Consider the following 22,416-nt stretch of genomic DNA (forward strand, 5'->3'; position numbering starts at 1 on the left):
CGGGATCTCGCGTTCTATAACAAACTTGGGCATGGCAACCTCTCATTCTTTTTATTGATGACAGGGTCGGCAGACCCTGTGTGCCAACTATCGCGCCGGGCAACGCTGGCGTCCTGCCCGATCGTCGGCCAACCCTGCCCGATCGTCTGGAGATTTCACGGGTGGAGCTGTTGATTTACAGGTTCATGCGGCAGGTACGGGGGCTTTGGCGTCAGTCTTGGCCTCTTCGAGCAACTGCTGAATCATCTTCTCCTGAGCCTCGTAGCGACCTTCACCGAAATGGGTGAAACGCACCTGGCCCTTGGCGTCGATCAGGTAGTGAGCCGGCCAGTACTGGTTGTCGAAATTGCGCCAGATCGCGTAGTTGTTGTCGATGGCCACCGGGTAGGTGATGCCGAGCTTTTTCACCTGATCCTTGACGTTGTCGATGATGCGCTCGAAACCGTATTCAGGGGTATGGACGCCGATCACCACCAGGCCATCCTTCTCGTATTTCTTCGCCCAGTCCTTCACGTACGGCAAGGTGTGCTGGCAGTTGATGCAGTCGTAGGTCCAGAAATCCACCAGCACCACTTTGCCTTTCAGCGAATCGTTGCTCAGCGCCGGCGAGTTGAGCCATTCGACCGCACCGGACAGCGACGGCATCGGGCCTTGGGCGTTGTCCATGGACGACTCTGCGCTGACCTTGCTGACGAAGTAATCGACGACTTTCGGCACGGTTTCCAGCACGCGTTGCTCAACCGTCGTCAGGCTTTCGGATGAAGTGCCGGCCAGCAGTGTCTTGTCGGCACCGGTAGAAATCACCGCCGCAGCCGCCAGCACCGCAACCCCCGTACCCCGACGCAGCCAACCGGTGACCGGAATCGACGACTTCAAGCGATTGACCAGCCCGCGGCCGGCGAAAATCAAGGTGCCCAGGGACAATGCGCTGCCCAGGCCGTACGCCACCAGTAACAGGCTGGTTTGAGCGTTTGCGCCTTGCAGCATGGCGCCCGTGAGGATCACCCCGAGGATCGGTCCGGCGCATGGAGCCCAGAGCAGGCCGGTGGCGACGCCGATCATGACCGAACCCAACGGGCCGGACATTTTGCGGGTGTCTGGATCGAGGCGGTTGCCCAGCGCCACGAAGGGCCGGGCCAGCCAGTCACCGACACGGGCGGAAATCAGCGACAGGGCAAACAGCGCCATTACGATGAGGGCCACGTGACGGCCGGAATTATTGGCGTGTACCACCCACTCGCTGCTGACCACGGCCAGGCTGGAAATCAGGGCGAAAGTCAGGACCATGCCGCCAAGGGTGAGCAGGATCGAGGAACGTGTGCGTTTGACACCGGCGAACAGGAACGGCACGACCGGGAGGATGCAAGGGCTGAGGACGGTCAATATGCCGCCCAGGAAAGCGATGAGAAACATGAAATCACCTTGAATATAGAGAGGGGCGACACACCACCCATCCCTGTGGGAGCGGGCTTGCTCGCGAAAGCGGAGTGTCAGTCGACATGAATGTTGAATGTTCTGACGCCTTCGCGAGCAAGCCCGCTCCCACACTGGATCGGTGGTGTTCACAGATCAGTGTTCTGACTTCAGACCGTCTGGTTTTCCAGCTGCTGGCCCTGCGACGTCCGGCTGGAGCCATCCTCAGCAAGGAAGATTCCAGCCCCCTTCTCCCCCACCGGCGTCAGCTGAAAGCAAGTCGCGCTGCCACAGCTTTTCTGTTCAACAGCAGCATTGGCATGGGCGGCGGCGCCCGCCACGGAGAAGGCAATGGCAGTAAAAAAGCGGCTTACGTTGTTCATGATGTTCCTCCTGTTTGAAATGGGTCAGCGCAGGACTCAGTTGTCTGAGTTGCAGCTATCCGCAAATTTGCGATAGTCCAGGACCTGGGTTTTGTTATGGGAATCCAGGTAAGTCAGCTGGGCATCCACAACTGCGCAGGAAGTCGAGTCGTCCTGTTTCAGCGACACCACTTTCTTGATGTCCAGGTGCGTGCCGTAGGTGTAGGTTTTAGCGGCGACATCGGCTTCGGCGCGGGCCGACAAGGTGCAGATGTTCAGGGCGGCAAACAGGCAAGCGGCACAGACGGCTTTGGCGTTCATGGTGGTTTCCTCAAGGCTTCAACAGGGCAATCGTTGATTGGGCCGAGGCGGTTTGATTTGCCTCGATGGAACCTATTAGAAGCTCGCGAGGTATCTCGTCTGTGTCGGGAACAGGCGCGGGTAAATCGTTACGTATCAGAACCGGGTCGGGATACACAGCGATACAAATGCCCTGAAAACGGGGGTTTTTGCGTCCACGTGTATCCGCCGACAGGCCAGATACACTGCAATACAAAGGACTGCGGGCGAGCGGGCCAAGGCTCGATAGACTGCGCGACATCCCCCATCTACAGAGGCCTGGCCAAATGGAACACGTCGATCACATTCTCATCGTGGACGATGACCGCGAGATCCGGGAACTGGTAGGCAATTACCTCAAGAAAAACGGCCTGCGCACCACCGTCGTGGCCGATGGACGGCAAATGCGCACGTTCCTGGAGTCCACGCCGGTGGACCTGATCGTGCTCGACATCATGATGCCGGGCGACGATGGCCTGGTGCTGTGCCGTGAGCTACGCGCCGGCAAACACAAGGCCACGCCAGTGCTGATGCTCACCGCGCGCAACGATGAAACCGACCGCATCATTGGCCTGGAAATGGGCGCCGACGATTACCTGGTCAAGCCTTTCGCCGCCCGTGAACTGCTCGCCCGCATCAACGCGGTGCTGCGCCGCACGAGGATGCTGCCACCCAACCTGGTGGTCACCGAAAGCGGTCGCTTGTTGGCCTTCGGACGCTGGCGCCTGGACACCTCGGCCCGGCACCTGCTCGATGAAGACGGCACGATGGTCGCCCTCAGTGGCGCGGAATATCGGTTGCTGCGGGTGTTCCTCGATCACCCTCAGCGGGTGCTCAATCGCGATCAATTGCTGAACCTGACCCAAGGCCGCGATGCCGACCTGTTCGACCGCTCCATCGACTTGCTGGTCAGCCGCTTGCGCCAGCGCTTGCTGGACGATGCCCGCGAACCGGCCTACATCAAAACCGTGCGCAGCGAAGGCTACGTATTTTCCCTGCCGGTGGAAGTCCTCGGGGCGCCCTCATGAACCTCTCGATGCGCTGGCCTCGCACCCTCGCCTCGCGACTGTCGCTGATCTTCCTGATCGGCTTGATTCTCGCCCAGGCGCTGTCTTTCGGCGCGCAGTACTACGAGCGGTACGAAAGCACGAAAAACACCATGCTGGGCAATCTGGAAACCGACGTCTCGACCTCCATCGCCATCCTCGACCGCTTGCCGGCAGAAGAGCGCATGAGCTGGCTGCAACAACTGAATCGACGTAACTACCGCTATTTGTTGAACGAAGGCTCGCCGGGCATGCCGATGAGCGATTCACCCATGGCGGTGACGTCGATCAAGGAGGCCATCGGCAAGGATTACCCGATGACGGTGACCGACATCCCCGGGCCGGAAAAACATTTTCAGGTCCACCTGAAACTGGCGGACGGCAGCCCGGTGACCATCGACGTGCGACCCTCGATGGTGCCGTTGTCGCCGTGGCTGCCCATCGTGTTGCTGGGGCAATTGGCACTGATGCTCATCTGCACCTGGCTGGCGGTGAGAATCGCCATCCGCCCCCTCACCCGTCTCGCCCAGGCGGTGGAGACCCTGGACCCCAACACCCACGCGGTGCACCTGGACGAACAAGGCCCGACCGAAGTCGCCCATGCCGCCAAGGCCTTCAACTCGATGCAGGCGCGCATCGCCGCTTACCTCAAGGAACGCATGCAACTGCTGGCGGCGATTTCCCACGACCTGCAGACCCCGATCACCCGCATGAAACTGCGCGCCGAGTTCATGGACGATTGCGCCGAGAAAGACAAACTCTGGAATGATCTTGGCGAGATAGAACACCTGGTGCGCGAAGGCGTGGCCTATGCCCGCAGCGTGCATGGCGCCACCGAGGAAAGTCGCCGCACCAATCTGGATTCGTTCCTCGACAGCCTGGTGTTCGACTATCAGGACATGGGCAAAGACGTGCAGCTCGGCGGCAAAAGCGACGCGGTGATCAACACCCGGCCGCACGCCTTGCGGCGGGTGCTGGTGAACCTGACGGACAACGCGCTGAAGTTCGCCGGCGCCGCCGAGTTGTGGGTGGAAGCGAAGGCTGACGGCAGTGTGTCGGTGAAGGTGATGGACCGTGGTCCGGGGATTGCCGAGGAAGAATTGGCCCAGGTGATGGAACCGTTTTATCGCGTGGAGAACTCGCGTAACCGCAGTACTGGCGGGACCGGGTTGGGGTTGGCGATTGCGCAACAGTTGGCGTTGGCGATCGGGGGATCGTTGACGTTGAGTAATCGTGAGGGGGGTGGGTTGTGCGCGGAGCTGAAATTACCGGCTCAGGCTCAGTAGCTGATCGTTCCCACGCTCCGCGTGGGAATGCCTCAAGGGACGCTCCGCGTTCCAACTCGCGAAAGGGACGCGGAGCGTCCCGGGCTGCATTCCCACGCAGAGCGTGGGAACGATCAGTTCAGGGTCAGGCCGGGTAGTTGGCGCGCAGGGCCTCGAGGCCACCCTGATAGATACCGGTAAACAGCGCCACCACGTCCTCGTCACTCACGCCCACAGGCGTAAACCGCCCGAACCACGTCACTCGCGCGCCCTGCCCCTGCGCATCAACACGGATAGTCGCCAGGTAGTCAGTAGCCGGAAACGGTGCCTGCAAAATCGAATAACTGTAAGTCTTCCCGGCGTTATCAAACGCCTCCAGCCGCTCAACCACCACCGCCCCGTCCGCCGTTTGCAGGCTGCGCACCCGGCCGCCTTCACTCAGCTCGCTTTGGGGAATAAACGGCAGCCAGTCCGGCAGCGAGTTAAAGCCACCAATCAATTGCCAAACCTGCTCGGCGGTCGCCGGGATATCAATAAACGCTGATGCTGTAGCCATGAAATATTCTCTCTCAATCAATAAGGTTCAGATCGCCATGCTATCGACAACACCACCGTCGACCCGCAAAGCCGCGCCAGTGGTGGCCGAAGACAGCGGCGAGGCGATATAAGCCACCAGATTCGCGACTTCCTCGACATCCGCCACGCGCTGGATAATCGAACTCGGCCGCGCCTTGCGCACGAAGGCGTCGGCTTCTTCCCGAACGCTACGCCCCGATTTGTCAGTGGCGTCTTTGAGCATCTGCTCCAGGCCATCGGTCAACGTCGGGCCGGGCAGGATAGCGTTGACCGTCACCCCGGTGCCTGCCAGCCGCTTGGCCAGACCATGAGACACCGCCAGGTTCGCGCTTTTGGTCACGCCGTAGTTGATCATGTCGGCCGGTGTTGCGACCCCGGATTCCGAGGACAGGAAGATCACCCGGCCCCAGCCCTGCTTGACCATGTCCGGCACGTAATGCCGTGACAGGCGCACGCCGGAGATCACGTTGACCTCATAAAAACGCGTCCACTCGCTGTCCGGTGTGTCGAAGAAATCCACGTCGTTGAAGATCCCGAGGTTGTTCACCAGGATGTCCGCCCGCGGTTCGGCGGCGAACAACAATTCGGCGCCTTCGGCAGTACCCAAGTCAGCGGTCAGGCCACGCAACCGCGCATCCGGCACGCTCTGGCGAATGCTCGCCAGCGCCTGTTCAACCTTGGCCGTCTCGCGGCCGATCACCACCACCGTGGCACCGGATTCGGCCAGCGCCTTGCTGATGCCCAAGCCAATGCCGGCGGTGCTGCCGCTGACAATGGCGAGTTTTCCACTCAGATCGATGTTCATGCTCAACCTCCAATGATCGGCAATGGCGCACGTTCGGACACCAGTTTCGCCTCGCGCATCGCCTGCCAGAACGCAGCGGGAATGACCGCCGACATCGCGGCAACGTCGCCGTCGCCGAAGAAGAACACGTCGGTCGCGCCGCCGAACAACTCGAAGGCCTGCGTCAGCGTAGTCTGGATATCGCCCTGGTCAGCGAACCGCCCGTCGCCGACGACCCGGACCTGCTGGGTTTTCAGGTGCTGGACGATCCGATGCTGCTGGCCCTGCCCGAACATCATCCTTTGGCGAACCACACCACACTGACCCCGGCAGACCTGGCCGATCAGGAATGGATCGGCGTGCAACCCCACGCCGCTGTGGGCCGCGTGGCACCGGATCAATTGCGACCGCTGGTGGAAACGTTCAGGAAAGTGCTGACCGAACCACGCCCCCGCCTCATGATCGTTCCCACGCTCTGCGTGGGAATGCCTCAAGGGACGCTCCGCGTTCCAGTTCTCGAAAGGGACGCGGAGCGTCCCGGGCTGCATTCCTTTGCTGCGCGTGGGAACGATCGAACATCGTCATTTATTTGCTCACTTGGGTTTGGTGCTTTACTGGAAAGATCCCAAAACCCAGCGAGAAGCCCGCATGAACCGCAACGACCTGCGCCGCGTCGATATGAACCTGCTGGTGATTTTCGAAACCCTGATGTTCGAAAAGAACCTGACACGGGCCGGAGAGAAGCTGTTTCTCGGCCAGCCTGCCGTCAGTGCCTCGTTGGCCAAGTTGCGCGACCTGTTCGACGACCCGCTGCTGGTGCGTAACGGTCGGGTGCTGGAGCCGACCCAGCGCGCATTGGCGATTCTCAAGGAATTGCAGCCGGCGATGGACACCATCTCCGGCGCGGTCAGCCGGGCCAAGGATTTCGACCCGTCCACCAGCCGCGATGTGTTTCGCATCGGCCTGTCCGACGACGCCGAGTTCGGCCTGTTTCCGCCGTTGCTCAAGCAAATACGCGAAGAGGCACAAAACGTTGTGGTGGTGGTACGTCGGGTGAATTTCCTGCTGATGTCGTCGATGCTTTCCAGCGGGGAGATTTCCGTCGGCATCAGCTACACCACGGAACTGCCAGCCAACGCCAAGCGCAAAAAACTGCGGGACCTGAGCGTGAAGATCCTGCGCGGCGACAATCGTCCCGGCCCCCTGACCCTGGATGATTACTGCGAACGTCCACATGCGCTGGTGTCGTTTTCCGGGGATTTGACCGGGGCCATCGACAACGACCTCGCACGTATCGGCCGCTCACGCCGGGTGGTGCTGGCGGTGCCGCAATTCGCCGGCCTGCGCGCCTTGCTGGCCGGCACCGATATGCTGGCCACGGTGCCGGACTACGCGGCGTGCGCACTGATCGAAGGCAGCAGCCAGTTGCGCGCCGACGACCCGCCGTTTGACATCGTGCTGTCCGAACTGTCCATGGTCTGGAACGGCGTCAACGATAACGATCCGGCAGAACGTTGGTTGCGCTCGCGAATTGCGCAACATATGTCGGCGCCGCTGCCGGGGCTCTAATCGGTTGGAAGGACGCGGGGTCAGTCTCACGCAGGTAGACCGGCAGGTCAGTGACCGGCGGCATGACCGGGATCTCGAAATACATCTGGATCACCCAGCCGCGGTGATAACTGGCGTGGTTGACCACATGCATCAATATCGCCCCGGCGCTCATGACGCCGCTTTCACCCGAGACAAAGCTGAACTCGACGGGCTTATCCAGCGAGGCATCGGTCTGCCGTTCGCTCCAGTCGCAGTACCAGTGATCGATGTCCTTTTGCGCCTGGCGCAACTCGGCGAGTTCGGGGTGCAGCAGATCGTGTGACGTCTTGAAGCCGTGCCCTCGGCCTTCGAGGTGGGCCTGCCAGATGCAGTCCACCACGTAGAGGTGGTTCAGGGTGCCAATCATGTTCTTGAACACCGACACGCGCTCTTTATTGACCTCACCCGGTGGCAGTGCAGCCAGGCTGTCAAAGAGGCGTTGATTGGCCCAGCGCTTGTAATCGGCCAGCATGCGGGCAGTGCGTACGTTAATCATCGCAGGTCTCCCATTGTGATGGGCGCACTGCAAAGCATAGCCCTCACGGCGAGCGGCATCGCAAACGCTGATTACCGGTAGCTCCACAACGCAACGGCTACAAGGAGTGCGGGGTCAACCGCTGCACCACCCGATCGGCCAGCGCCAGGCAACTGGTCAACCCCGGTGACTCGATACCAAACAGGTTCACCAGCCCCGGCACACCATGCTCGGCCGGGCCACTGATGACAAAGTCGGCCGCCGGTTCGGCAGGCCCGGTGATTTTTGGGCGGATACCGCTGTAGGCCGGTTGCAGGCTGTTATCGGGCAATCCCGGCCAGTAACGTCGGATTGCCTCGTAGAAGCCATCGGCGCGGCGTGGATCCACACGATAATCGACCCGATCGACCCATTCGACGTCCGGCCCGAAGCGCGCCTGGCCGCCCAGGTCCAGCGTCATGTGCACACCCAGCCCCGCACTTTCCGGAGCCGGATACACCAGATGCCGGAACGGCGCCCGGCCGCTGAAACTGAAATAGCTGCCCTTGCACAATCGTGCCTCGGGAGCGTGCTGCGACGGCAGGCCTTCAATCCGCCTCGCCACCTCAGGCGCGGACAATCCGGCGCAATTGATCAACTCGCGGCAGCTCAAGGCCACCGGTTGGGCGCCGCCCATTTGCAGTTCGAAACCTTGCTCGGTGCAACGGGCCGACATCAATGGCGTATGAAAAACCAGCGATGTGCCGCAGGCCTCGGCATCCGCCTGAAGTGCCAGCATCAAGGCATGGGAATCGACAATCCCGGTGGACGGCGACCAAAGCGCAGCGACGCAGGACACGGCCGGCTCAAGTGCCCGTGCCTGTTCGGCATCCATCCATTGCAAGTCATCGACACCATTGCGCCGGCCCTGCTCCAGCAACTTCCGCAAGGCCGCACATTGACCTTCATCGGTGGCGACGATCAGCTTGCCCAAACGTCGATAATCGACGCCGCGCTCATCGCAATAGGCGTAAAGGCGTTGCTTGCCCTCCACGCACACTTGCGCCTTGAGGCTGCCGCTCGGGTAGTAAATGCCGGCGTGGATCACTTCCGAATTGCGCGAGCTGATGCCCACGCCAATGCCCTCGCCCGCCTCGACCAGGATCACGTCCCGCTCGCTGCGGGCCAGGGCTCTGGCGACCGCCAGCCCGACCACTCCGGCCCCGACCACCACGCATTCGATATCGACGCTCACCTGTCCTGCGCTCCTTTCACGCCAGCCCTCGCTCCCGATAATCGATCACGCTGGAGAATATCGCCAGCAGCATGACCATGACCACGAAGAAGATCAGCACCAGGAAATACGACCCGGTGAACTGCACGATCAACCCGATCAGGATCGGCACGATCACCCCGGCCATGTTCCCGCAGAAGTTCATGGTGCCGGCCAGTACGGTTTTTGGACCCTCACGGGAGGCCGAATCGAACACGCGACAGAAATGTGTGGCCAACTTCATTCCCTGTGGGAGTGAGCCTGCTCGCGATGGCCTCGGCAAACTCAACATCAAGGTGACAGACCCTCCGCTATCGCGAGCAGGCTCGCTCCCACATTGGATCTCGGATGGCCGCAGAATGTATGACCAACTTCATTCCCGGTGGGAGTGAGCCTGCTCGCGATGGCGTCGGCAAACTCAACATCAAGGTGACTGACCCACCGCTATCGCGAGCAGGCTCGCTCCTACATGGGATCTCGGGTGGCCGCATAATGTGTGATTGACCTCATTCCCTGTGGGAGTGAGCTTGTCCAGATCAGTATTGAACTGATATCGATTCGCCAGGGAACTCCTGACGTCCGCCACGCATCCTAGACTATGAGGTACTTCCTTTTTTGCTTCACGCTTTCCGAGGACACCGTCATGCGTCGTCTGATTATCATCTCTTCACTAGTGCTTTGTTTGCCCGTTGGTTCGGCCATGGCCGATGTAGATGCAAAAGATGTCGCCACCTCGGCTGGGGTCTCCGCATCGCTGTACTCGACCTTTAAGGATGACAAACGGGTGATTCCAGCCCGGGATGACGCCACCAGCTTCGTCGCCAGTGGTGGCGCGATTCGGGGTGCTTATCTGGAGTCGTACTTAAAGCAGGTTCGCCTGGAAAATCCCGGCCTCAACGCCAGCGACGAAGACCTGGCCAGAGCAATCCTCGTCCAGGAAGGCGTAGCTGCAGGTCAATAAAGACTGAAAAAGTAGCGGTGGGGCTCGCGGCACCCGGATAGCGTGTGCAGCCCTACCTCGCTTCCGCACCTGAGAAACGCGCCCAGCCTGCCACCAATTGCGCGCTGATGCTCACGCCGCCGCACACCACAATCACTACATCATGGGCATCGGCAATCGCCGGGTGGTCCAGGTATCCAATCGCCAACGAAACGCCGCACGCCGGCTCGACCAACTGACGCAGGTCGTTGGCGTACCGCACCACGCCCATGATCGCCTCGTCATCGCTGAGCACCACACATTCATGCGGGAAATCGAGGATGTGCTGCACCGGCCAGGCAGCCACCAACGTAGCGCCGAGCGACTTGGCGACCGTATCGATCCGGGGAAATACCACCGGATGTCCGGCGCTGACAGCGGCGGCAAAAGACGCGGCACCCTGGGTTTCACACGCAATCATCCGGCAATCCATGCGCTTGTGGCGGATCAATCCGGTGAGAATCCCCGCTAGCAAGCCTCCGCCCCCTACCGACATCACAAGTGCATCGACCTGAGGACAGTCCTCGAGGATTTCATCGACCATCGTGCTGTGCCCTTCCCACAGCACCGGGTGATCGAAGGCTGGCACGTATTCGGTGTCCGCGCCCTGGGCGAGTTCCTTGGCCCGTAGATTGGCTTCGTCCCAGACCTTGCCATGGACGATCACCTCGGCACCGGTTTTCCTGATCCGTGCACGGGTGGTTTCCGGCGTGGTGTTCGGCACCACGATGCAGGCTTTCAACCCCAGGCTGGCGGCAGCCACGGCGGTGGCAAACCCGGCATTGCCGCCGGAAGGACAGATCACTTTGCGTTTCCCTTGCTCCGCCGCCTGGCTGCACAACAGCCCTATGCCGCGAAGTTTGAATGAGCCGCTCGGTTGCAGGTTTTCCAGCTTGAGCCAGATTCGGCGGGACGGGGTCGACAGATCCGGATGCAGAATCAAGGGCGTTCTGATGTGAAGCATGGTGGTGCTCCTTAAGGGTGAACGGTCCTTATCCAAGCTTAGTTCACCCCGCCCGGCGGCTACCGCTTCAGCTATAACGCGGTGCGGCCGTGGAGTTGCCGAATAACCCCGAAAGCGTCTGGCGCTGGGCTTCGTAAGTGTCCCACTGGTCGCCTTGGTGCAGGCCGGGAATGGTCACCACTTCGCCTTGCGCCAGGCCCGTCAACGCGGCATCGACCATGTCCTGGGCAGACATCACGATCTCTTGCGGCAGGTTTTCCACCGGATTGCCGGCCTCGCTCCAGAAGTCAGTAGCGGTGGCACCGGGCAATACGGCCTGAATACGAATGCCCTTGTCCGCCAGCTCGCGGTGCATCGACTGGCTCAGGCCGAGGACAAACGCCTTGGTCCCGCCATACACGCCGTTAAGAATTTCCGGGGCGATGGCAACGATCGAGGAGATATTGATCACCGTCCCGGTGCCGCGAGCGACGAAGCCTGGCACCACCGCGTAAGCGAGGCGCATCAACGCGGTCACGTTGAGGGTGATCATGTCTTCCATGTCATCCACCGGGCTGCCGAGCAGCGGCATGACAGCACCGACCCCGGCGTTGTTGACCAACAGGGTGATACTGGCGTCGTTGCGTAGAATCTCTTCAACCCGCCGCACGTCGGCCTTATCTTTCAGATCAGCGGCGACCACTTCCACCGCGCGGCCGGTTTCGTTACTCAGGTGGTTGGCCAGGGCGTTCAGTTTTGCCTGGCTGCGGGCGACCAGAATCAGGTCGTAACCCTGCCGCGCGAGGCGGTCGGCATACACCGCGCCGATGCCCGAAGATGCGCCAGTGATGAGAGCAGTGCCTTTGGATGAGAGAGCCATGTCGATTACCTTCACAGTGAGGCGATAACGTCGCCGGGTGCGAACCGTTATAAAGGGTCTAACGCTCGTCTCAAATGACGTTTAAAGTACGTTTTTCGGACATGACCTTTTGAGGACACCTCAATGACATCCGTAGCGTTTGTAGTGTTTGAAGGGTTCCAGTCCATGGCGCTGGCGGCCATGCCGGTGTTCGAGTACGCCAACTTCAGTGCCGGCGAAGCGCTTTATGATGTCAGCGTAGTGTCCGAAGACGGCCGCACATTGCGTGCGTCCGGTGGCCTGAGCGTCGGCACCGAAGCCTTTGGTGAACGAGTGTTCGATACGGTGATCGTAGTCGGCGGCGATGCCATCCTCGAGCAGGCGCCCGAGGGCGTGCTGACGTATCTGCGCGACAGCGTTAAAACCGCACGGCGCACAGCGTCGATCTGCTCCGGGGCGTTCGTCCTCGCCCAAGCCGGTTTGCTCGACGGACGGCGGGCCACCACCCACTGGGCTTATGCCCGGGAGCTGCAAGCGCGGTTCCCGTCGATCAAGGTCGAAGAAGACCGCATCTACGTCGTCGACGGTTCGATCTGGACCTCCGCCGGGATGACCGCCGGCATCGACCTGGCGCTGGCCATGGTGGAAAAGGATCACGGCGCCGCACTGGCCCGTTCCGTGGCGCAGAAACTGGTGATGTACCACCGCCGCGCGGGCGGCCAGTCGCAGCACTCGGCGCTGTTGGAACTGGAGGCGAAATCCGACCGCATTCAAACCGTCCTCGGCTATGCGCGAGAACACCTCACCGAAACCTTGTCGGTGGAGCAATTGGCGGACGTCGCGCGCCTCAGCCCTCGGCAGTTCAGCCGGGCCTTTCGCGCGGAAACCGGTCAATCACCAGCCAAAGCCATCGAGAACCTGCGCCTGGAAACGGCACGGCAGATGCTGGAGCGCGGACGCCTGACCCTCGACCAGATCGCCGAAGAATCCGGTTTCAGCGACTGCCGTCGTATGCGCGAAGCCTTCCTGCGGGCGTTCGGACAGCCGCCGCAAGTGATTCGGCGAAATGCCAGGGCCGACGGCGCCACGTAGGAGCTGCCGCAGGCTCCTACACTGAACGGTGTCAGGTCCGTTTGTGGAGGTGCAGATGAAAATCTCGGCCAAACTGGCGTTTTTCGCCATTGTTTCCACCCTCGCCTACCTTGGGCTTGCGGTGTGGGGGCTTGGCGGGTTCTCGGCGTTTTTCGCTCATGCACCGCTGGTGGTCATCGTGCTTGCCACGTTGGTGATGGTCATCGCGTCCTGGTTCACCGAGGTCAACCTGAGTTCCGGCGAACGTGAAGACCGGGCCAATCGCTGGGTACTGCCGGCGTTCGGGGTGATCGGTTTATTGAGCGGGTACCTGCCGGCCTACACCGACCGGATCGATTTCTGGACCTTTGGCGGCGAAGGGGTGCGCTGGCTCGGGGCGTTGCTGTTCATCATCGGCGGCACGCTGCGGCTGTGGCCGGTGTTTGTGCTGGGCAAGCGTTTCAGCGGATTGGTGGCGATTCAGCCGGGGCACACGCTGGTCACCGACGGGATTTATCGCACCTTGCGCAACCCCAGTTATCTGGGGCTGATGATCACTGCCGTGGGCTGGGCCCTGGCCTTTCGCTCTGGCGTTGGCCTGTTGCTGGCCGCGCTGACGCTAATCCCGCTGATCGCCCGCATTCACGCCGAAGAAGCGCTGTTAAGGGCGCAGTTCGGCAGCGAATACGAGGCTTACTGCGCGCGCAGTTGGCGGTTGATTCCCGGGGTTTATTAGCCAATTCACCTATCCCCTGTGGGAGCGAGCCTGCTCGCGATTGCGATCTTTCAGTCACATCAACGCTGAATGTGCTGACGCCATCGCGAGCAGGCTCGCTCCCACATTAGATTGTGTGTAGGCGGATTTGGTCGTCTTGATCCACATGGGCCTCGACCGAGTCGTAGCTGGCTAATGTGGCATGCGGAGTCTGGAGCGGATGATCGTGGGTTGCGGTCACCACGATCAGGCCCGCTCCCGCTGCCTCGGCGGCGAGAATGCCCACGGTGGCGTCTTCGAAAATCAGGCAATCGGCCGGTTCAACGCCCAAACGCCTGGCTGCCAGTCGATAGCCCGCGGGATCAGGCTTTCCGGCGCTCACGTCTTCGGCAGTGACCATCACCAAAGGCTCTGGAATGCCCGCCGCGGCCATCCGCCGCAGCGCCAATGCCTTCGGCGCCGAGGTGACGATTGCCCATTGGTTGGCGGGCAGCGATTTCAGGAAATTCGCCGCGCCAGGCACCTCGATAATCCCCTCGACATCCTCGATTTCCGCCTCGGTGATGAACGCCGCTTCAGCCTCGCCATCCACACCCGGCAACGCCAGGCGATTGATGGTGTCGATGGCGCGAACGCCATGGATAGTGGGCAGGAATGAGACGACATCGACGCCGTGACGCAAGGCCCAGGCCGCCCAGATCCGCTCGGCAGCGGCGATGGAGTTGAGGACGGTGCCGTCCATATCAAACAGAAAAGCGCGGTATGAGGTGTTGAGGACAGATTTTTGAGCAGACAAGGGGGAGGTACCTCTCGCAAGTGCCAGGCGGGTTCGCCGAACAATGTAGCATTTGCGAGGAGCTGCCGAACGCTACCCGAGCCTTCGGCAACTCCAGCAGAGGACTTTCCAGCTAAGCGGTGCGCGGTGCTTCAACGGGTGGGGTGCCGTCGTGAAACATTGTTTTCAGTTGCGCACGCAGTTCCGGTGAGTCGGTGTGCTTGTGAACACTGACCGCATGCTGTGCAGCAGCCTCGAGCAGTTCGTTTTCAGAGTCTGCGCACAGAGCGACCGAGCATTTGGCATCACTTGGAAACTCGCGGCAGTCGATGTATTTACGCGCCATGATCTTCTCCTCCCTGCGACGAACGCAGGCCGCGGCCTGCGCGAATGGTCACTCGACGCGCCACCCCAGACATCAAACACGATTGCAGGTCGCACCGAGTGTGCCGACTCTTGAAGTATAGGCCCGCCACAAGGCCCATCGTCACAGGTGGGAGTGGTTCAGGTTCTATAGGGTGTCTTTCGACTTCAAGGCAAATTCCACACAGTCCAGCAACTGCCCGAGCGCCCACGGTTTCTTGATGAACGACACCGAATGCCTGACCCCGGAGCTTTCCGGGGTTTCAAAACCGGACATGATCATGATCGGTTTTTCGGGCCAACGGTCGCCAAACAGATTGGCCAGGTCGGCGCCGTTGAGCTTGCCTGGCATGGTGATGTCCGTGAGCAACAAGCTAACCTGTCGTGCATGCAATTCCAGATATTCCGATGCAGCGTCTGCACTGATATGCGGTTCAACCACAAAGCCTTCTTCCTGAAGAATTTCGCAGAGAAATTCCAGGATCAGCGGGTCGTCCTCAACCACGAGAATCAACCCGCCAGCAAGGTGATCACCTGCCATCGATTCTGGACACATGACTTTGCCACTCCCTGATCGTATCAATGATTTCGCGGGCTCAAATCCGCTACCTATCAGGTATGAGCAGCGGACTTCGCGGAAATTCATTTTTGATACAACCGGGAGGCGAAATCAGGCGCATACAGCGCTGCAGGGCGCCTGCCAACCAGGTTCTGGTCTCGACCAGGGGTGTGCGGATCAGTACGACGATGCGTCTTTTTTCATGCTGTCCTTGGACATCGCATCCTTTTTCATTCCGTCCTTGGACATGGCGTCTTTCTTCATCGCGTCCTTGCTCATGGAATCCTTCGACATGGCGTCCTTTTTCATCGTGTCTTTGTGCATCGCGTCTTTGGACATTGAGCCCTTGCTCATGCTGTCGTTGCTCATGCTGTTACTGGTTGCTGCATCAGCTGCAAACACGCTGGCGGCGCCAAACGCCAGGCACATGGACAGTACGGTGGTCGCTAACTTTTTCATGATGAAACTCCTTGAAGCACAGGTTGCGAAGCGCAGCGGGTGCTGCGCAGTGAAGTGGCCAGGCGCCATCAGCTACCAGCAAACCAGTTGTAGCCCTGGTCTTCCCAGTAGCCACCCGGATAAGTGTTGGTGACGAAAAGCGCCTGAATATGTTTGGGGTTTTTGTAGCCCAGCTTGGTGGGCATGCGCAGCTTCATCGGGAAGCCGTATTCGCGCGGCAGCACCGCGCCGTCATAGGTCAGCGCCAGCAAGGTTTGCGAATGCAGTGCGGTGGCCATGTCGATGCTGGTGTAGTAGTCGTCCGCGCATTTGAAGCCGACATATTTGGCATCCGTGTCGGCACCGATCCGTCTCAGGAAGTCGCTGAACCGTACGCCACCCCAGCGCCCGATCGCGCTCCAGCCTTCGACGCAGATGTGTCGGGTAATCTGTTCGGTCTGCGCCATGGCGCGCAGTTCTTCCAGGCGCCAGCTGCGCTTGTCGGCGACCATGCCGGTCACTTCCAGTCGATAACTCTCTTCCTCCACCGTCGGCGCCTCGTCGATGCCGTAGAAGGCATTGAACGGAAACGGCCGGGTGATCATTGACTCGGGATAAGTCGGTGCCAGGGTATTGGGGTTGAACAACCAGCCCTGCACCCGATCGTTGAACCGGGATATGGAGGACAACGCGGTTTCGACGCTCTCGTTGTCGGTGAGGTTGCAGCCGGACAACATGGCCACGCCGCCGAGTGTCAGGCCACGCATCAGGAACGAGCGTCGTGAGCGGTCCTCGATCTGCGGTGCGAGGATCTTTCTGGCATCCGTCAGGATGGACGACTCGTCCAGCCCTGAGCCTTGAATGCGCATTTTCATACCACCTCCTTGCGACCGACAATCATGGCCCACAACGTTTTGGGAACCAGCGCGACCATCACCAGATGAACCGCGACAAAGGCCACCAACAGCGCCATCGCGATGAAGTGCACGTGCCGCGCGCTTTCGTAGCCACCCAGCAGTTCACGCAACAGCGGAAACTGGACGGATTTCCACAACACCAGCCCGGAGATCACCAACAGCGTGATGTCGACCATCACGAACAGGTACGCCACCCGTTGCACCTGGTTGTAATGACTCAGGTCGGCATGCCCCAATCGACCACGCAATGCCGCCCACAAGTCATGCAAAACCCCTTTGGGCGAAACCGGGAAAAAGCGCCGTTTCAGACGACCACTGACGAGGTTGATGATCAGGTAGACAAGACCGTTGACGGCCAGAAGCCACATCGCCGCGAAATGCCATTGCAACGCGCCAGCGAGCCATCCACCCAAGGTGATTTCTTTGGGAAAACTGAAGTCGTACAGCGGGGAGGCGTTATAGATTCGCCAACCGCTGGTGACCATGACCAGCACCGCCAGGGCGTTCAGCCAATGGGTCAGCCGTAGCCAGCGGGGATGGCTGCTGACCGTGGGTGTAGCAGGTAACTGCGACATGATGGGCTCCCGGCGGTTGATCGTTGGAGCCGATTATGCGAGCCGACAGATCGCCAAATCCTCACGTAAAGTTAAATTAAACGTGATAACTGCCCACCTATAACCTGTGGGAGTGAGCCTGCTCCCACAGTTTTTTTGCGTGGTCCGCCCTTGGCTCAATTGTGGTTAAAATGCCGCCCCCACAAATTGCTGGCCCTGCCCGATGAACGCTGACGCCCTTTCCACCCTCCACGACCACTTGCTGACAGCCCTGGCCACCGCCCCCGCCGAAACCCGCCGGCTGTTCCACGGCCGGGGCCGGTGCTGGCCGGGGCTGGAGCAATTGACGGTCGACTGGTTGCAGGGCGTGGTGCTGGTGTCGCTGTTCAAGGAGCCCGAAGCGTCGCAGCTGCAAGCGTTGAAACACAAAATGATGGACCTCACGCAATCGCCTGCGTGGACGCAATCCGGCGCGCATACCCTCTTGCTGCAACATCGCTACCTGCTGCAAAGCACCACCGAGTGGCTGTTGGGGGACGCGATCGACGAGATGACGATCACCGAGGGCGGCCTGCATTATCGAGTGGACCTGGGCCGCAAGCAGAACACGGGGCTGTTCCTCGATATGCGTTACGGCCGCGACTGGGTGCGGGCCAATGCCCAGGGCAAGCGCGTGCTGAATCTGTTCGCCTACACCTGCGGATTCTCGGTAGCGGCCATCGAAGGGGGGGCGACGCACGTGGTCAATCTGGACATGTCCAGCCCGGCCCTGAGCCGTGGCCGCGACAATCACCGGCTCAACGGCCACGACCTGAGCAAGGTGACGTTCCTCGGTCATGACCTGTTCAAATCCTGGGGCAAGGTGATCGGCAAGGGCCCTTACGACCTGGTGATCATCGACCCGCCGTCGTTTCAGAAAGGCAGTTTCCTGCTGACCAAGGACTACCAGCGCGTGCTGCGCCGACTGCCGGAACTGCTCAGCCCGCAGGGTACGGTACTGGCGTGCATGAACGATCCGGCGTTTGGTGCGGACTTCCTCATCGACGGCGTCACCCGCGAAGCACCGAGCCTGCGGTTCGAGCAAAGGCTGGACAACCCGCCGGAATTTCCCGATGCCGATGTTGAATGCGGGTTGAAGGCGTTGGTGTTCAGGCTGGAGTATTGAGCACCAGGGCAAACAACTCACCATGCCCATTCACATTGAGCTTGTGATAGAGATTGCGCCGGTGCACCTTCACCGTTTCCGGGGAAATGCCCATCTGCTGGGCGATCGCCTTGCTTGAGAAGCCCTGGAGAATCAGGCGCGCCGTTTCGATTTCCCGCACCGACAGACGCGCGTCGAAACGATCCAGCAGGGTCGCCAGATCCCCGGCCACCGCCTCGGTGGCCGGTCCTTCCGGGGGCATCAGTTGCAGGTGACGGCGCATCGCCGCCAGCACCCAATCGCGCACGCAAAGCAGGCGGCCCTGCTCTTCAAGCGTGAATCGGGTCGAGCGTCCCAACGACAAACCGAGTACGGCGCCCTCGACGTTGACCATGAACTGCAACTCGTCGCCGCCCACCACACTGCGGAAGTAGCTCAGGTAGTACTCGCTCTGCTGAAACTGGTCGGGAGCCACCGAATCGAGGCTGTGCAAGCCGTCGGCGATGCCGGCACAAGCGGCCTGATAAAACGGATCGAGCAAGTACATGCCGGCGCTGTAGTCCGTCAGGTCTTCATGCTCGGCAGCACCGCCCTTCGAGTCGAAATCGATCAGCAGACGCGGCACCCGCCCGGCCCGCATTACCGCGACCAACGCGTTGTCCATCGGCACCAGCAGCCGCAGCGTATCGACCAGCGCACGCCAGAACCCGTCCTGCCCCACGGCACCAAAGACCCGCGCCAGCCCCTGGTGCACCGGTAACTCTTTCAACAACGCGTCCACGCCCTACCCCTTTCGAGTAACCCATGATGGGAATGGGTGAGTCCACTCCCGGTCGATACGCTGCAAGCACCTGATCATCACCGGCCTGCAGCAGGCCAGGAGTGCCGCATCATGAGTCGTCACCGCTCGTATATCAATCTTGGACTGGGCACCTGTCTGTCGGTCTCGCTATCGGCGGTTGCCGCCGACGGCCCGACGGTTCACGTCTACAACTGGTATGACTACATTGGCCCCACGACCCTGCAGGATTTCAAGCGTGACACCGGGATTGTTCCGGTCTACGACACCTTCGACAGTGCCGAAGTGCTGGAGGGCAAATTGCTCACCAGCCGCAGCGGATACGACGTGGTGGTGGCCAGCAACTTCAGTTTGCCGACCCTGATCAAGGCCGGCGCCCTGGCACCTCTGCCCCACGCGCAGATGCCCGATTTCAAAAACATGGACGCTGACTTGTTGGCGAAACTGGCCAAGAACGATCCGGGCAACCAGTACGCCGTGCCGTATCTGTGGGGCACCAACGGCATCGGCTACAACATCGACAAGGTCCGCGCCGCGCTGGGCGACAAGGCGCCGGTGGATTCCTGGGACCTGGTGTTCAACGAAGCGAATCTGGCCAAGCTCGGCGAGTGTGGCGTGGCCATGCTCGACTCGCCGGCCGAGATGCTGCCGGTCGCCCTGCACTACCTCGGCCTGCCACCCAACAGCACCAACCCCGAAGACTACAAAAAGGCCGAGGCACTGCTGCTCAAGCTGCGTCCGCACATTGCTTACTTCAACTCGTCCAAGTTCATCAGCGACCTGGCCAACGGCAACATCTGCGTGGCGGTGGGTTGGTCCGGCGCGATGCTGGAAGCCAAGACCACTGCCGAACAGGCGAAGAATGGCGTGAAGATCGCCTACAGCCTGCCGAAGGAAGGTGCGCCGGTGTGGTTCGACACGCTGGTGTTGCTCAAGGACGCGCCGCACCCGGAACAGGGTTTGGCTTTCATCGACTACCTGATGCGCCCTGAAGTCATCGCGCCGGTCAGTGATCACCTCTCCTACCCCAATGGCAACCGCAGCGCGACGCCACTGGTGGCCGAAGCGACCCGCAACAATCCGGCCGTGTATCCGTCTGCCGAAGCCATGGCCACGTTATTCACCCTTCAGCCTCTGCCGCCCGCCACCGAGCGCGTGCGCACAAGGATCTGGAGCAAAGTCAAAAACGGTCAGTGAACCCAACGCTGTCCTGTGGCGAGGGAGCTTGCTCCCGCTTGAGTGCGCAGCACTCACAAAATCGGCGTTCTTTACGAAGATCCTGGGCCTGCTACGCAGCCCAACGGGAGCAAGCTCCCTCGCCACAGGACCGCGCTGACTGCAATTGATCGACATAGGTCAGTCGCTTTATTCAATAAAACGAAGATGAGAAAAAACGATGAAACCACGTGCCCGCGACCTGAACATCCAGTTCGGCCAACTGCAACCCGGCCCACTCAACGCCATCACCGATGTGCCCGGCGTCCGGGTCGGCCACAGCAATGTGCGAGGACGCACCGCGAACGGCCGCGACATCCTGACCGGCGTCACCGTGATCGAACCGCGTGCCGGTTCCACCAGCCTGCAACCGTGCTTTGCCGGCGTCCATGTGCTTAATGGCAACGGTGATGCGACCGGTATTGAATGGATTCGCGAAGCAGGCCTCTTGACCAGCCCGATCGCCTTCACCAACACCCACAGCCTCGGTGTGGTGCGCGATGCGCTGGTTGTGCTGGACCGTGAACAGCAACCGGATGACGGGCGTCTCTACTGGAACATGCCAGTGGTGCTGGAGACCTTCGACGGCCTGCTCAACGACATCAACGGTTTCCACGTGAAGCCTGAACATGTGGCCGAAGCCCTTCGCACGGCGGTGGGTGGTCCGGTGATCGAAGGTGCCGTCGGCGGTGGCAGCGGCATGATCTGCCATGAATTCAAGGGCGGGATCGGCACCGCTTCGCGGCGTCTGAACAGTGCTCAGGGCGGCTGGACCGTCGGCGCCATCGTCCAGGCCAACCATGGCATCCGCAACGAACTGCGCGTCGATGGCTACCCGGTCGGGCGTTACATGGAAAAGGCCGACTCGCCGTTCCTCAAGGCGTCCTTGCCGCATCCGGGCATGGGCTCGATTGTCGTCTGCCTGGCCACCGACGCGCCGTTGCTGCCGCACCAGTGCACGCGCCTCGCGCAACGCGCCAGCCTCGGCCTGGCCCGCACGGGCGGTGGTAATGAAGACCACAGCGGCGACATCTTCATCGCCTTCGCCACCGGCAACCAGCACGTGCCGCCGGCCGCTTACGAGAACAAGCGTGCGCCGACCACCGACAACCTGAGCATGGTCAACAACGACCACATCAGCGAGTTGTTCCTGGCTGCCACCGAAGCCGTGGAGGAAGCGATCATCAATGCCTTGCTGGCCTCGGACACCGCCGAAGGCAACGGCCATGCGGTACCGGGTCTGGATGCCGGGACGCTGCTCAACGCCTTGCGTCGGGCGGGCTGGCCGGGTGAGCAGGCCTGACAGGATTAAGGCATCTGGAGGCTGCAAAGAGCTCGCGACCGAGGTTTTTCGCGGCGTCCAGGTGCACCGTCGGGTCCTGGATTTCCGATTCGAGCAGCAGCTCGGACGTCACCACCTGAGCACCGCAATAATCAAAAATCCCATGGTCGATCTGCGTCTTCATGGCCTCGGCATACCCGTGCCGGGCGTAGGTGGCCGCGTCGGCACCGCCGACACCGATCAGGTGAACCCGCAGGTGGCCAAGCTTCTTCTCCAGCTTGGCATCGGCAGTGAAATCGAACGCCCAACCGTTGGCGAACACCCGATCAATCCAGCCCTTGAGCAGCGCCGGCATCGACCACCAGTAGACCGGATAAACCAGCACCACCGCATCGGCGCGGTCTATCCGCGCTTGCTCGGCAATCACATCAGCAGGGGGCGGCGCTTCCCGGTGATGCACCGCCAGATCAGCGCCGCTGAACCTTGGATCGAACTCTTCAGCCGAGAGGTCGGCGATTTCAAAGGTATGGCCCGGATCGTCCTGGGCGATGCCTTGAGCGACTTGCGCAACCAGGCTATGGGTAAGCGAACGAGGATCGTGATGAGCCACAACGATAAGCGCGTGCATGCTGGAAACTCCTGATTGAGAGCACATGGCGGACCTTATATACTCTTGGTAAGTTACGATCAGCAAGTTACTT

26 protein-coding genes and 3 pseudogenes are annotated in these 22,416 nt (G+C 60.9%); 10 read left to right on the forward strand and 19 right to left on the reverse strand.

The genetic code is table 11. The features are described 5' to 3' along the window. Nucleotides 1–183: 183 nt before the first annotated feature. From PFAS1_RS00360 to PFAS1_RS00370, 3 genes are all read right to left on the reverse strand, one after another. Complete coding sequence (locus PFAS1_RS00360; protein ID WP_076027792.1) at nucleotides 184–1,413, reverse strand: cytochrome c biogenesis protein DipZ; 1,230 nt, start codon at nucleotides 1,411–1,413, stop codon at nucleotides 184–186. A gap of 170 nt (nucleotides 1,414–1,583) precedes the next feature. Then, a complete protein-coding gene (locus PFAS1_RS00365) occupies nucleotides 1,584–1,796 on the reverse strand; it encodes a hypothetical protein (RefSeq protein ID WP_076027793.1) in 213 nt (70 codons plus the stop codon). A gap of 36 nt (nucleotides 1,797–1,832) precedes the next feature. Next, complete coding sequence (locus tag PFAS1_RS00370; RefSeq protein ID WP_076027794.1) at nucleotides 1,833–2,096, reverse strand: DUF2790 domain-containing protein; 264 nt, start codon at nucleotides 2,094–2,096, stop codon at nucleotides 1,833–1,835. 305 nt (nucleotides 2,097–2,401) lie between these two features. On the opposite strand from PFAS1_RS00370, the gene PFAS1_RS00375 reads away from it, so the two are divergent. Beyond that, nucleotides 2,402–3,142 (forward strand): response regulator, encoded by a 741-nt coding sequence (locus PFAS1_RS00375; RefSeq protein ID WP_074877865.1) that lies wholly within the window; start codon nucleotides 2,402–2,404, stop codon nucleotides 3,140–3,142. Continuing rightward, nucleotides 3,139–4,446: a sensor histidine kinase gene (locus tag PFAS1_RS00380; protein ID WP_076027795.1), complete on the forward strand. Its 1,308-nt coding sequence runs from the start codon at nucleotides 3,139–3,141 to the stop codon at nucleotides 4,444–4,446. The genes PFAS1_RS00375 and PFAS1_RS00380 overlap by 4 nt, the downstream gene beginning before the upstream one ends. Before the next feature lie 124 nt (nucleotides 4,447–4,570). Here the strand turns inward: PFAS1_RS00380 and PFAS1_RS00385 are convergent, their stop codons facing one another. From PFAS1_RS00385 to PFAS1_RS29370, 3 genes and pseudogenes are all read right to left on the reverse strand, one after another. Further along, nucleotides 4,571–4,981, reverse strand: coding sequence for an SRPBCC family protein (locus PFAS1_RS00385; RefSeq protein ID WP_076027796.1), 411 nt, complete (start codon nucleotides 4,979–4,981; stop codon nucleotides 4,571–4,573). A 27-nt stretch (nucleotides 4,982–5,008) separates the two neighbouring features. Continuing rightward, nucleotides 5,009–5,806: an SDR family NAD(P)-dependent oxidoreductase gene (locus PFAS1_RS00390; protein WP_076027797.1), complete on the reverse strand. Its 798-nt coding sequence runs from the start codon at nucleotides 5,804–5,806 to the stop codon at nucleotides 5,009–5,011. A 2-nt stretch (nucleotides 5,807–5,808) separates the two neighbouring features. Further along, a pseudogene (locus tag PFAS1_RS29370) lies at nucleotides 5,809–5,913 on the reverse strand (aldo/keto reductase); the annotation flags it as partial. A gap of 30 nt (nucleotides 5,914–5,943) precedes the next feature. Here PFAS1_RS29370 and PFAS1_RS29140 point away from each other — a divergent pair. Together PFAS1_RS29140 and PFAS1_RS00400 are read left to right on the forward strand one after the other, a co-directional pair. Next, nucleotides 5,944–6,231 (forward strand): annotated as a pseudogene (locus tag PFAS1_RS29140) (LysR substrate-binding domain-containing protein); the annotation flags it as partial. Between the two features lie 202 nt (nucleotides 6,232–6,433). Then, nucleotides 6,434–7,354: a LysR substrate-binding domain-containing protein gene (locus PFAS1_RS00400; protein WP_076027799.1), complete on the forward strand. Its 921-nt coding sequence runs from the start codon at nucleotides 6,434–6,436 to the stop codon at nucleotides 7,352–7,354. On the opposite strand, the gene PFAS1_RS00405 is transcribed toward PFAS1_RS00400, so the two are convergent. From PFAS1_RS00405 to PFAS1_RS00415, 3 genes and pseudogenes are all read right to left on the reverse strand, one after another. Beyond that, entirely contained in the window at nucleotides 7,275–7,871 is a 597-nt protein-coding gene (locus PFAS1_RS00405; protein WP_076027800.1) for a DinB family protein, read from the reverse strand. The genes PFAS1_RS00400 and PFAS1_RS00405 overlap by 80 nt on opposite strands. A gap of 97 nt (nucleotides 7,872–7,968) precedes the next feature. Further along, nucleotides 7,969–9,084: an NAD(P)/FAD-dependent oxidoreductase gene (locus tag PFAS1_RS00410; RefSeq protein ID WP_076027801.1), complete on the reverse strand. Its 1,116-nt coding sequence runs from the start codon at nucleotides 9,082–9,084 to the stop codon at nucleotides 7,969–7,971. Nucleotides 9,085–9,100: 16 nt separating this feature from the next. After that, nucleotides 9,101–9,283 (reverse strand): annotated as a pseudogene (locus tag PFAS1_RS00415) (MFS transporter); the annotation flags it as partial. 462 nt (nucleotides 9,284–9,745) lie between these two features. Between PFAS1_RS00415 and PFAS1_RS00420 the strand changes: the two are divergent. Further along, nucleotides 9,746–10,063: a DUF2388 domain-containing protein gene (locus tag PFAS1_RS00420; protein WP_074880773.1), complete on the forward strand. Its 318-nt coding sequence runs from the start codon at nucleotides 9,746–9,748 to the stop codon at nucleotides 10,061–10,063. 52 nt (nucleotides 10,064–10,115) lie between these two features. Here PFAS1_RS00420 and PFAS1_RS00425 read toward each other — a convergent pair whose 3' ends face one another. Both PFAS1_RS00425 and PFAS1_RS00430 read right to left on the reverse strand, forming a co-directional pair. Then, a complete protein-coding gene (locus PFAS1_RS00425) occupies nucleotides 10,116–11,045 on the reverse strand; it encodes a pyridoxal-phosphate dependent enzyme (protein WP_076027802.1) in 930 nt (309 codons plus the stop codon). Nucleotides 11,046–11,112: 67 nt separating this feature from the next. After that, the gene (locus PFAS1_RS00430; protein ID WP_076027803.1) at nucleotides 11,113–11,904 is read right to left on the reverse strand and encodes an SDR family NAD(P)-dependent oxidoreductase; all 792 of its coding nucleotides are present in this window, start codon (nucleotides 11,902–11,904) and stop codon (nucleotides 11,113–11,115) included. 123 nt (nucleotides 11,905–12,027) lie between these two features. Here PFAS1_RS00430 and PFAS1_RS00435 point away from each other — a divergent pair, with 123 nt between their 5' ends. Then, a complete protein-coding gene (locus tag PFAS1_RS00435; protein ID WP_076027804.1) occupies nucleotides 12,028–12,975 on the forward strand; it encodes a GlxA family transcriptional regulator in 948 nt (315 codons plus the stop codon). 55 nt (nucleotides 12,976–13,030) lie between these two features. Further along, a complete protein-coding gene (locus PFAS1_RS00440) occupies nucleotides 13,031–13,690 on the forward strand; it encodes a methyltransferase family protein (protein ID WP_076027805.1) in 660 nt (219 codons plus the stop codon). Between the two features lie 106 nt (nucleotides 13,691–13,796). Here PFAS1_RS00440 and PFAS1_RS00445 read toward each other — a convergent pair whose 3' ends face one another. The 6 genes from PFAS1_RS00445 to PFAS1_RS00470 form a co-directional block, all read right to left on the reverse strand. Then, nucleotides 13,797–14,465: an HAD-IA family hydrolase gene (locus PFAS1_RS00445; protein WP_074877931.1), complete on the reverse strand. Its 669-nt coding sequence runs from the start codon at nucleotides 14,463–14,465 to the stop codon at nucleotides 13,797–13,799. Nucleotides 14,466–14,577: 112 nt separating this feature from the next. After that, complete coding sequence (locus PFAS1_RS00450) at nucleotides 14,578–14,790, reverse strand: DUF1059 domain-containing protein (protein ID WP_074877933.1); 213 nt, start codon at nucleotides 14,788–14,790, stop codon at nucleotides 14,578–14,580. Nucleotides 14,791–14,955: 165 nt separating this feature from the next. After that, the gene (locus PFAS1_RS00455) at nucleotides 14,956–15,363 is read right to left on the reverse strand and encodes a response regulator (protein WP_076027806.1); all 408 of its coding nucleotides are present in this window, start codon (nucleotides 15,361–15,363) and stop codon (nucleotides 14,956–14,958) included. 180 nt (nucleotides 15,364–15,543) lie between these two features. Beyond that, complete coding sequence (locus tag PFAS1_RS00460; RefSeq protein ID WP_076027807.1) at nucleotides 15,544–15,825, reverse strand: pentapeptide MXKDX repeat protein; 282 nt, start codon at nucleotides 15,823–15,825, stop codon at nucleotides 15,544–15,546. A gap of 68 nt (nucleotides 15,826–15,893) precedes the next feature. Then, nucleotides 15,894–16,679 (reverse strand): molybdopterin-dependent oxidoreductase, encoded by a 786-nt coding sequence (locus PFAS1_RS00465; RefSeq protein ID WP_076027808.1) that lies wholly within the window; start codon nucleotides 16,677–16,679, stop codon nucleotides 15,894–15,896. Next, nucleotides 16,676–17,296, reverse strand: coding sequence for a cytochrome b/b6 domain-containing protein (locus tag PFAS1_RS00470; RefSeq protein WP_076027809.1), 621 nt, complete (start codon nucleotides 17,294–17,296; stop codon nucleotides 16,676–16,678). Before PFAS1_RS00470 ends, PFAS1_RS00465 begins: the two co-directional genes overlap by 4 nt. A gap of 202 nt (nucleotides 17,297–17,498) precedes the next feature. Here PFAS1_RS00470 and PFAS1_RS00475 point away from each other — a divergent pair, with 202 nt between their 5' ends. Next, entirely contained in the window at nucleotides 17,499–18,440 is a 942-nt protein-coding gene (locus PFAS1_RS00475; protein WP_076027810.1) for a class I SAM-dependent methyltransferase, read from the forward strand. Here PFAS1_RS00475 and PFAS1_RS00480 read toward each other — a convergent pair. Next, on the reverse strand, nucleotides 18,424–19,200 hold the full coding sequence (locus tag PFAS1_RS00480) for a helix-turn-helix transcriptional regulator (RefSeq protein ID WP_076027811.1): 777 nt from the start codon (nucleotides 19,198–19,200) through the stop codon (nucleotides 18,424–18,426). The genes PFAS1_RS00475 and PFAS1_RS00480 overlap by 17 nt on opposite strands. 111 nt (nucleotides 19,201–19,311) lie before the next feature. On the opposite strand from PFAS1_RS00480, the gene PFAS1_RS00485 reads away from it, so the two are divergent. Then, nucleotides 19,312–20,415 carry a polyamine ABC transporter substrate-binding protein gene (locus tag PFAS1_RS00485; protein WP_074877948.1) on the forward strand — a complete coding sequence of 368 codons (1,104 nt, stop codon included), beginning with the start codon at nucleotides 19,312–19,314 and terminating at the stop codon, nucleotides 20,413–20,415. 199 nt (nucleotides 20,416–20,614) lie between these two features. Then, on the forward strand, nucleotides 20,615–21,736 hold the full coding sequence (locus tag PFAS1_RS00490) for a DmpA family aminopeptidase (RefSeq protein WP_076027812.1): 1,122 nt from the start codon (nucleotides 20,615–20,617) through the stop codon (nucleotides 21,734–21,736). On the opposite strand, the gene PFAS1_RS00495 is transcribed toward PFAS1_RS00490, so the two are convergent. Continuing rightward, on the reverse strand, nucleotides 21,693–22,343 hold the full coding sequence (locus PFAS1_RS00495) for an NAD(P)H-dependent oxidoreductase (RefSeq protein ID WP_076027813.1): 651 nt from the start codon (nucleotides 22,341–22,343) through the stop codon (nucleotides 21,693–21,695). The genes PFAS1_RS00490 and PFAS1_RS00495 overlap by 44 nt on opposite strands. Between the last annotated feature and the right edge of the window lie 73 nt (nucleotides 22,344–22,416).

It is taken from the genome of Pseudomonas frederiksbergensis, assembly GCF_001952935.1.
Lineage (GTDB): Bacteria > Pseudomonadota > Gammaproteobacteria > Pseudomonadales > Pseudomonadaceae > Aquipseudomonas > Aquipseudomonas frederiksbergensis.

What these genes read in the sequence shown, in the direction of transcription:
- PFAS1_RS00360 (WP_076027792.1), bottom strand. Translation starts at nt 1,413, where the DNA reads ATGTTTCTCATCGCTTTCCTGGGCGGCATATTGACCGTCCTCAGCCCT.
- PFAS1_RS00400 (WP_076027799.1), top strand. Translation starts at nt 6,434, where the DNA reads ATGAACCGCAACGACCTGCGCCGCGTCGATATGAACCTGCTGGTGATT.
- PFAS1_RS00405 (WP_076027800.1), bottom strand. Translation starts at nt 7,871, where the DNA reads ATGATTAACGTACGCACTGCCCGCATGCTGGCCGATTACAAGCGCTGG.
- PFAS1_RS00435 (WP_076027804.1), top strand. Translation starts at nt 12,028, where the DNA reads ATGACATCCGTAGCGTTTGTAGTGTTTGAAGGGTTCCAGTCCATGGCG.
- PFAS1_RS00440 (WP_076027805.1), top strand. Translation starts at nt 13,031, where the DNA reads ATGAAAATCTCGGCCAAACTGGCGTTTTTCGCCATTGTTTCCACCCTC.
- PFAS1_RS00490 (WP_076027812.1), top strand. Translation starts at nt 20,615, where the DNA reads ATGAAACCACGTGCCCGCGACCTGAACATCCAGTTCGGCCAACTGCAA.
- PFAS1_RS00485 (WP_074877948.1), top strand. Translation starts at nt 19,312, where the DNA reads ATGAGTCGTCACCGCTCGTATATCAATCTTGGACTGGGCACCTGTCTG.
- PFAS1_RS00460 (WP_076027807.1), bottom strand. Translation starts at nt 15,825, where the DNA reads ATGAAAAAGTTAGCGACCACCGTACTGTCCATGTGCCTGGCGTTTGGC.
- PFAS1_RS00380 (WP_076027795.1), top strand. Translation starts at nt 3,139, where the DNA reads ATGAACCTCTCGATGCGCTGGCCTCGCACCCTCGCCTCGCGACTGTCG.
- PFAS1_RS00375 (WP_074877865.1), top strand. Translation starts at nt 2,402, where the DNA reads ATGGAACACGTCGATCACATTCTCATCGTGGACGATGACCGCGAGATC.
- PFAS1_RS00365 (WP_076027793.1), bottom strand. Translation starts at nt 1,796, where the DNA reads ATGAACAACGTAAGCCGCTTTTTTACTGCCATTGCCTTCTCCGTGGCG.
- PFAS1_RS00470 (WP_076027809.1), bottom strand. Translation starts at nt 17,296, where the DNA reads ATGTCGCAGTTACCTGCTACACCCACGGTCAGCAGCCATCCCCGCTGG.
- PFAS1_RS00495 (WP_076027813.1), bottom strand. Translation starts at nt 22,343, where the DNA reads ATGCACGCGCTTATCGTTGTGGCTCATCACGATCCTCGTTCGCTTACC.
- PFAS1_RS00420 (WP_074880773.1), top strand. Translation starts at nt 9,746, where the DNA reads ATGCGTCGTCTGATTATCATCTCTTCACTAGTGCTTTGTTTGCCCGTT.
- PFAS1_RS00430 (WP_076027803.1), bottom strand. Translation starts at nt 11,904, where the DNA reads ATGGCTCTCTCATCCAAAGGCACTGCTCTCATCACTGGCGCATCTTCG.
- PFAS1_RS00370 (WP_076027794.1), bottom strand. Translation starts at nt 2,096, where the DNA reads ATGAACGCCAAAGCCGTCTGTGCCGCTTGCCTGTTTGCCGCCCTGAAC.
- PFAS1_RS00390 (WP_076027797.1), bottom strand. Translation starts at nt 5,806, where the DNA reads ATGAACATCGATCTGAGTGGAAAACTCGCCATTGTCAGCGGCAGCACC.
- PFAS1_RS00475 (WP_076027810.1), top strand. Translation starts at nt 17,499, where the DNA reads ATGAACGCTGACGCCCTTTCCACCCTCCACGACCACTTGCTGACAGCC.
- PFAS1_RS00425 (WP_076027802.1), bottom strand. Translation starts at nt 11,045, where the DNA reads ATGCTTCACATCAGAACGCCCTTGATTCTGCATCCGGATCTGTCGACC.
- PFAS1_RS00465 (WP_076027808.1), bottom strand. Translation starts at nt 16,679, where the DNA reads ATGAAAATGCGCATTCAAGGCTCAGGGCTGGACGAGTCGTCCATCCTG.
- PFAS1_RS00385 (WP_076027796.1), bottom strand. Translation starts at nt 4,981, where the DNA reads ATGGCTACAGCATCAGCGTTTATTGATATCCCGGCGACCGCCGAGCAG.
- PFAS1_RS00450 (WP_074877933.1), bottom strand. Translation starts at nt 14,790, where the DNA reads ATGGCGCGTAAATACATCGACTGCCGCGAGTTTCCAAGTGATGCCAAA.
- PFAS1_RS00455 (WP_076027806.1), bottom strand. Translation starts at nt 15,363, where the DNA reads ATGTGTCCAGAATCGATGGCAGGTGATCACCTTGCTGGCGGGTTGATT.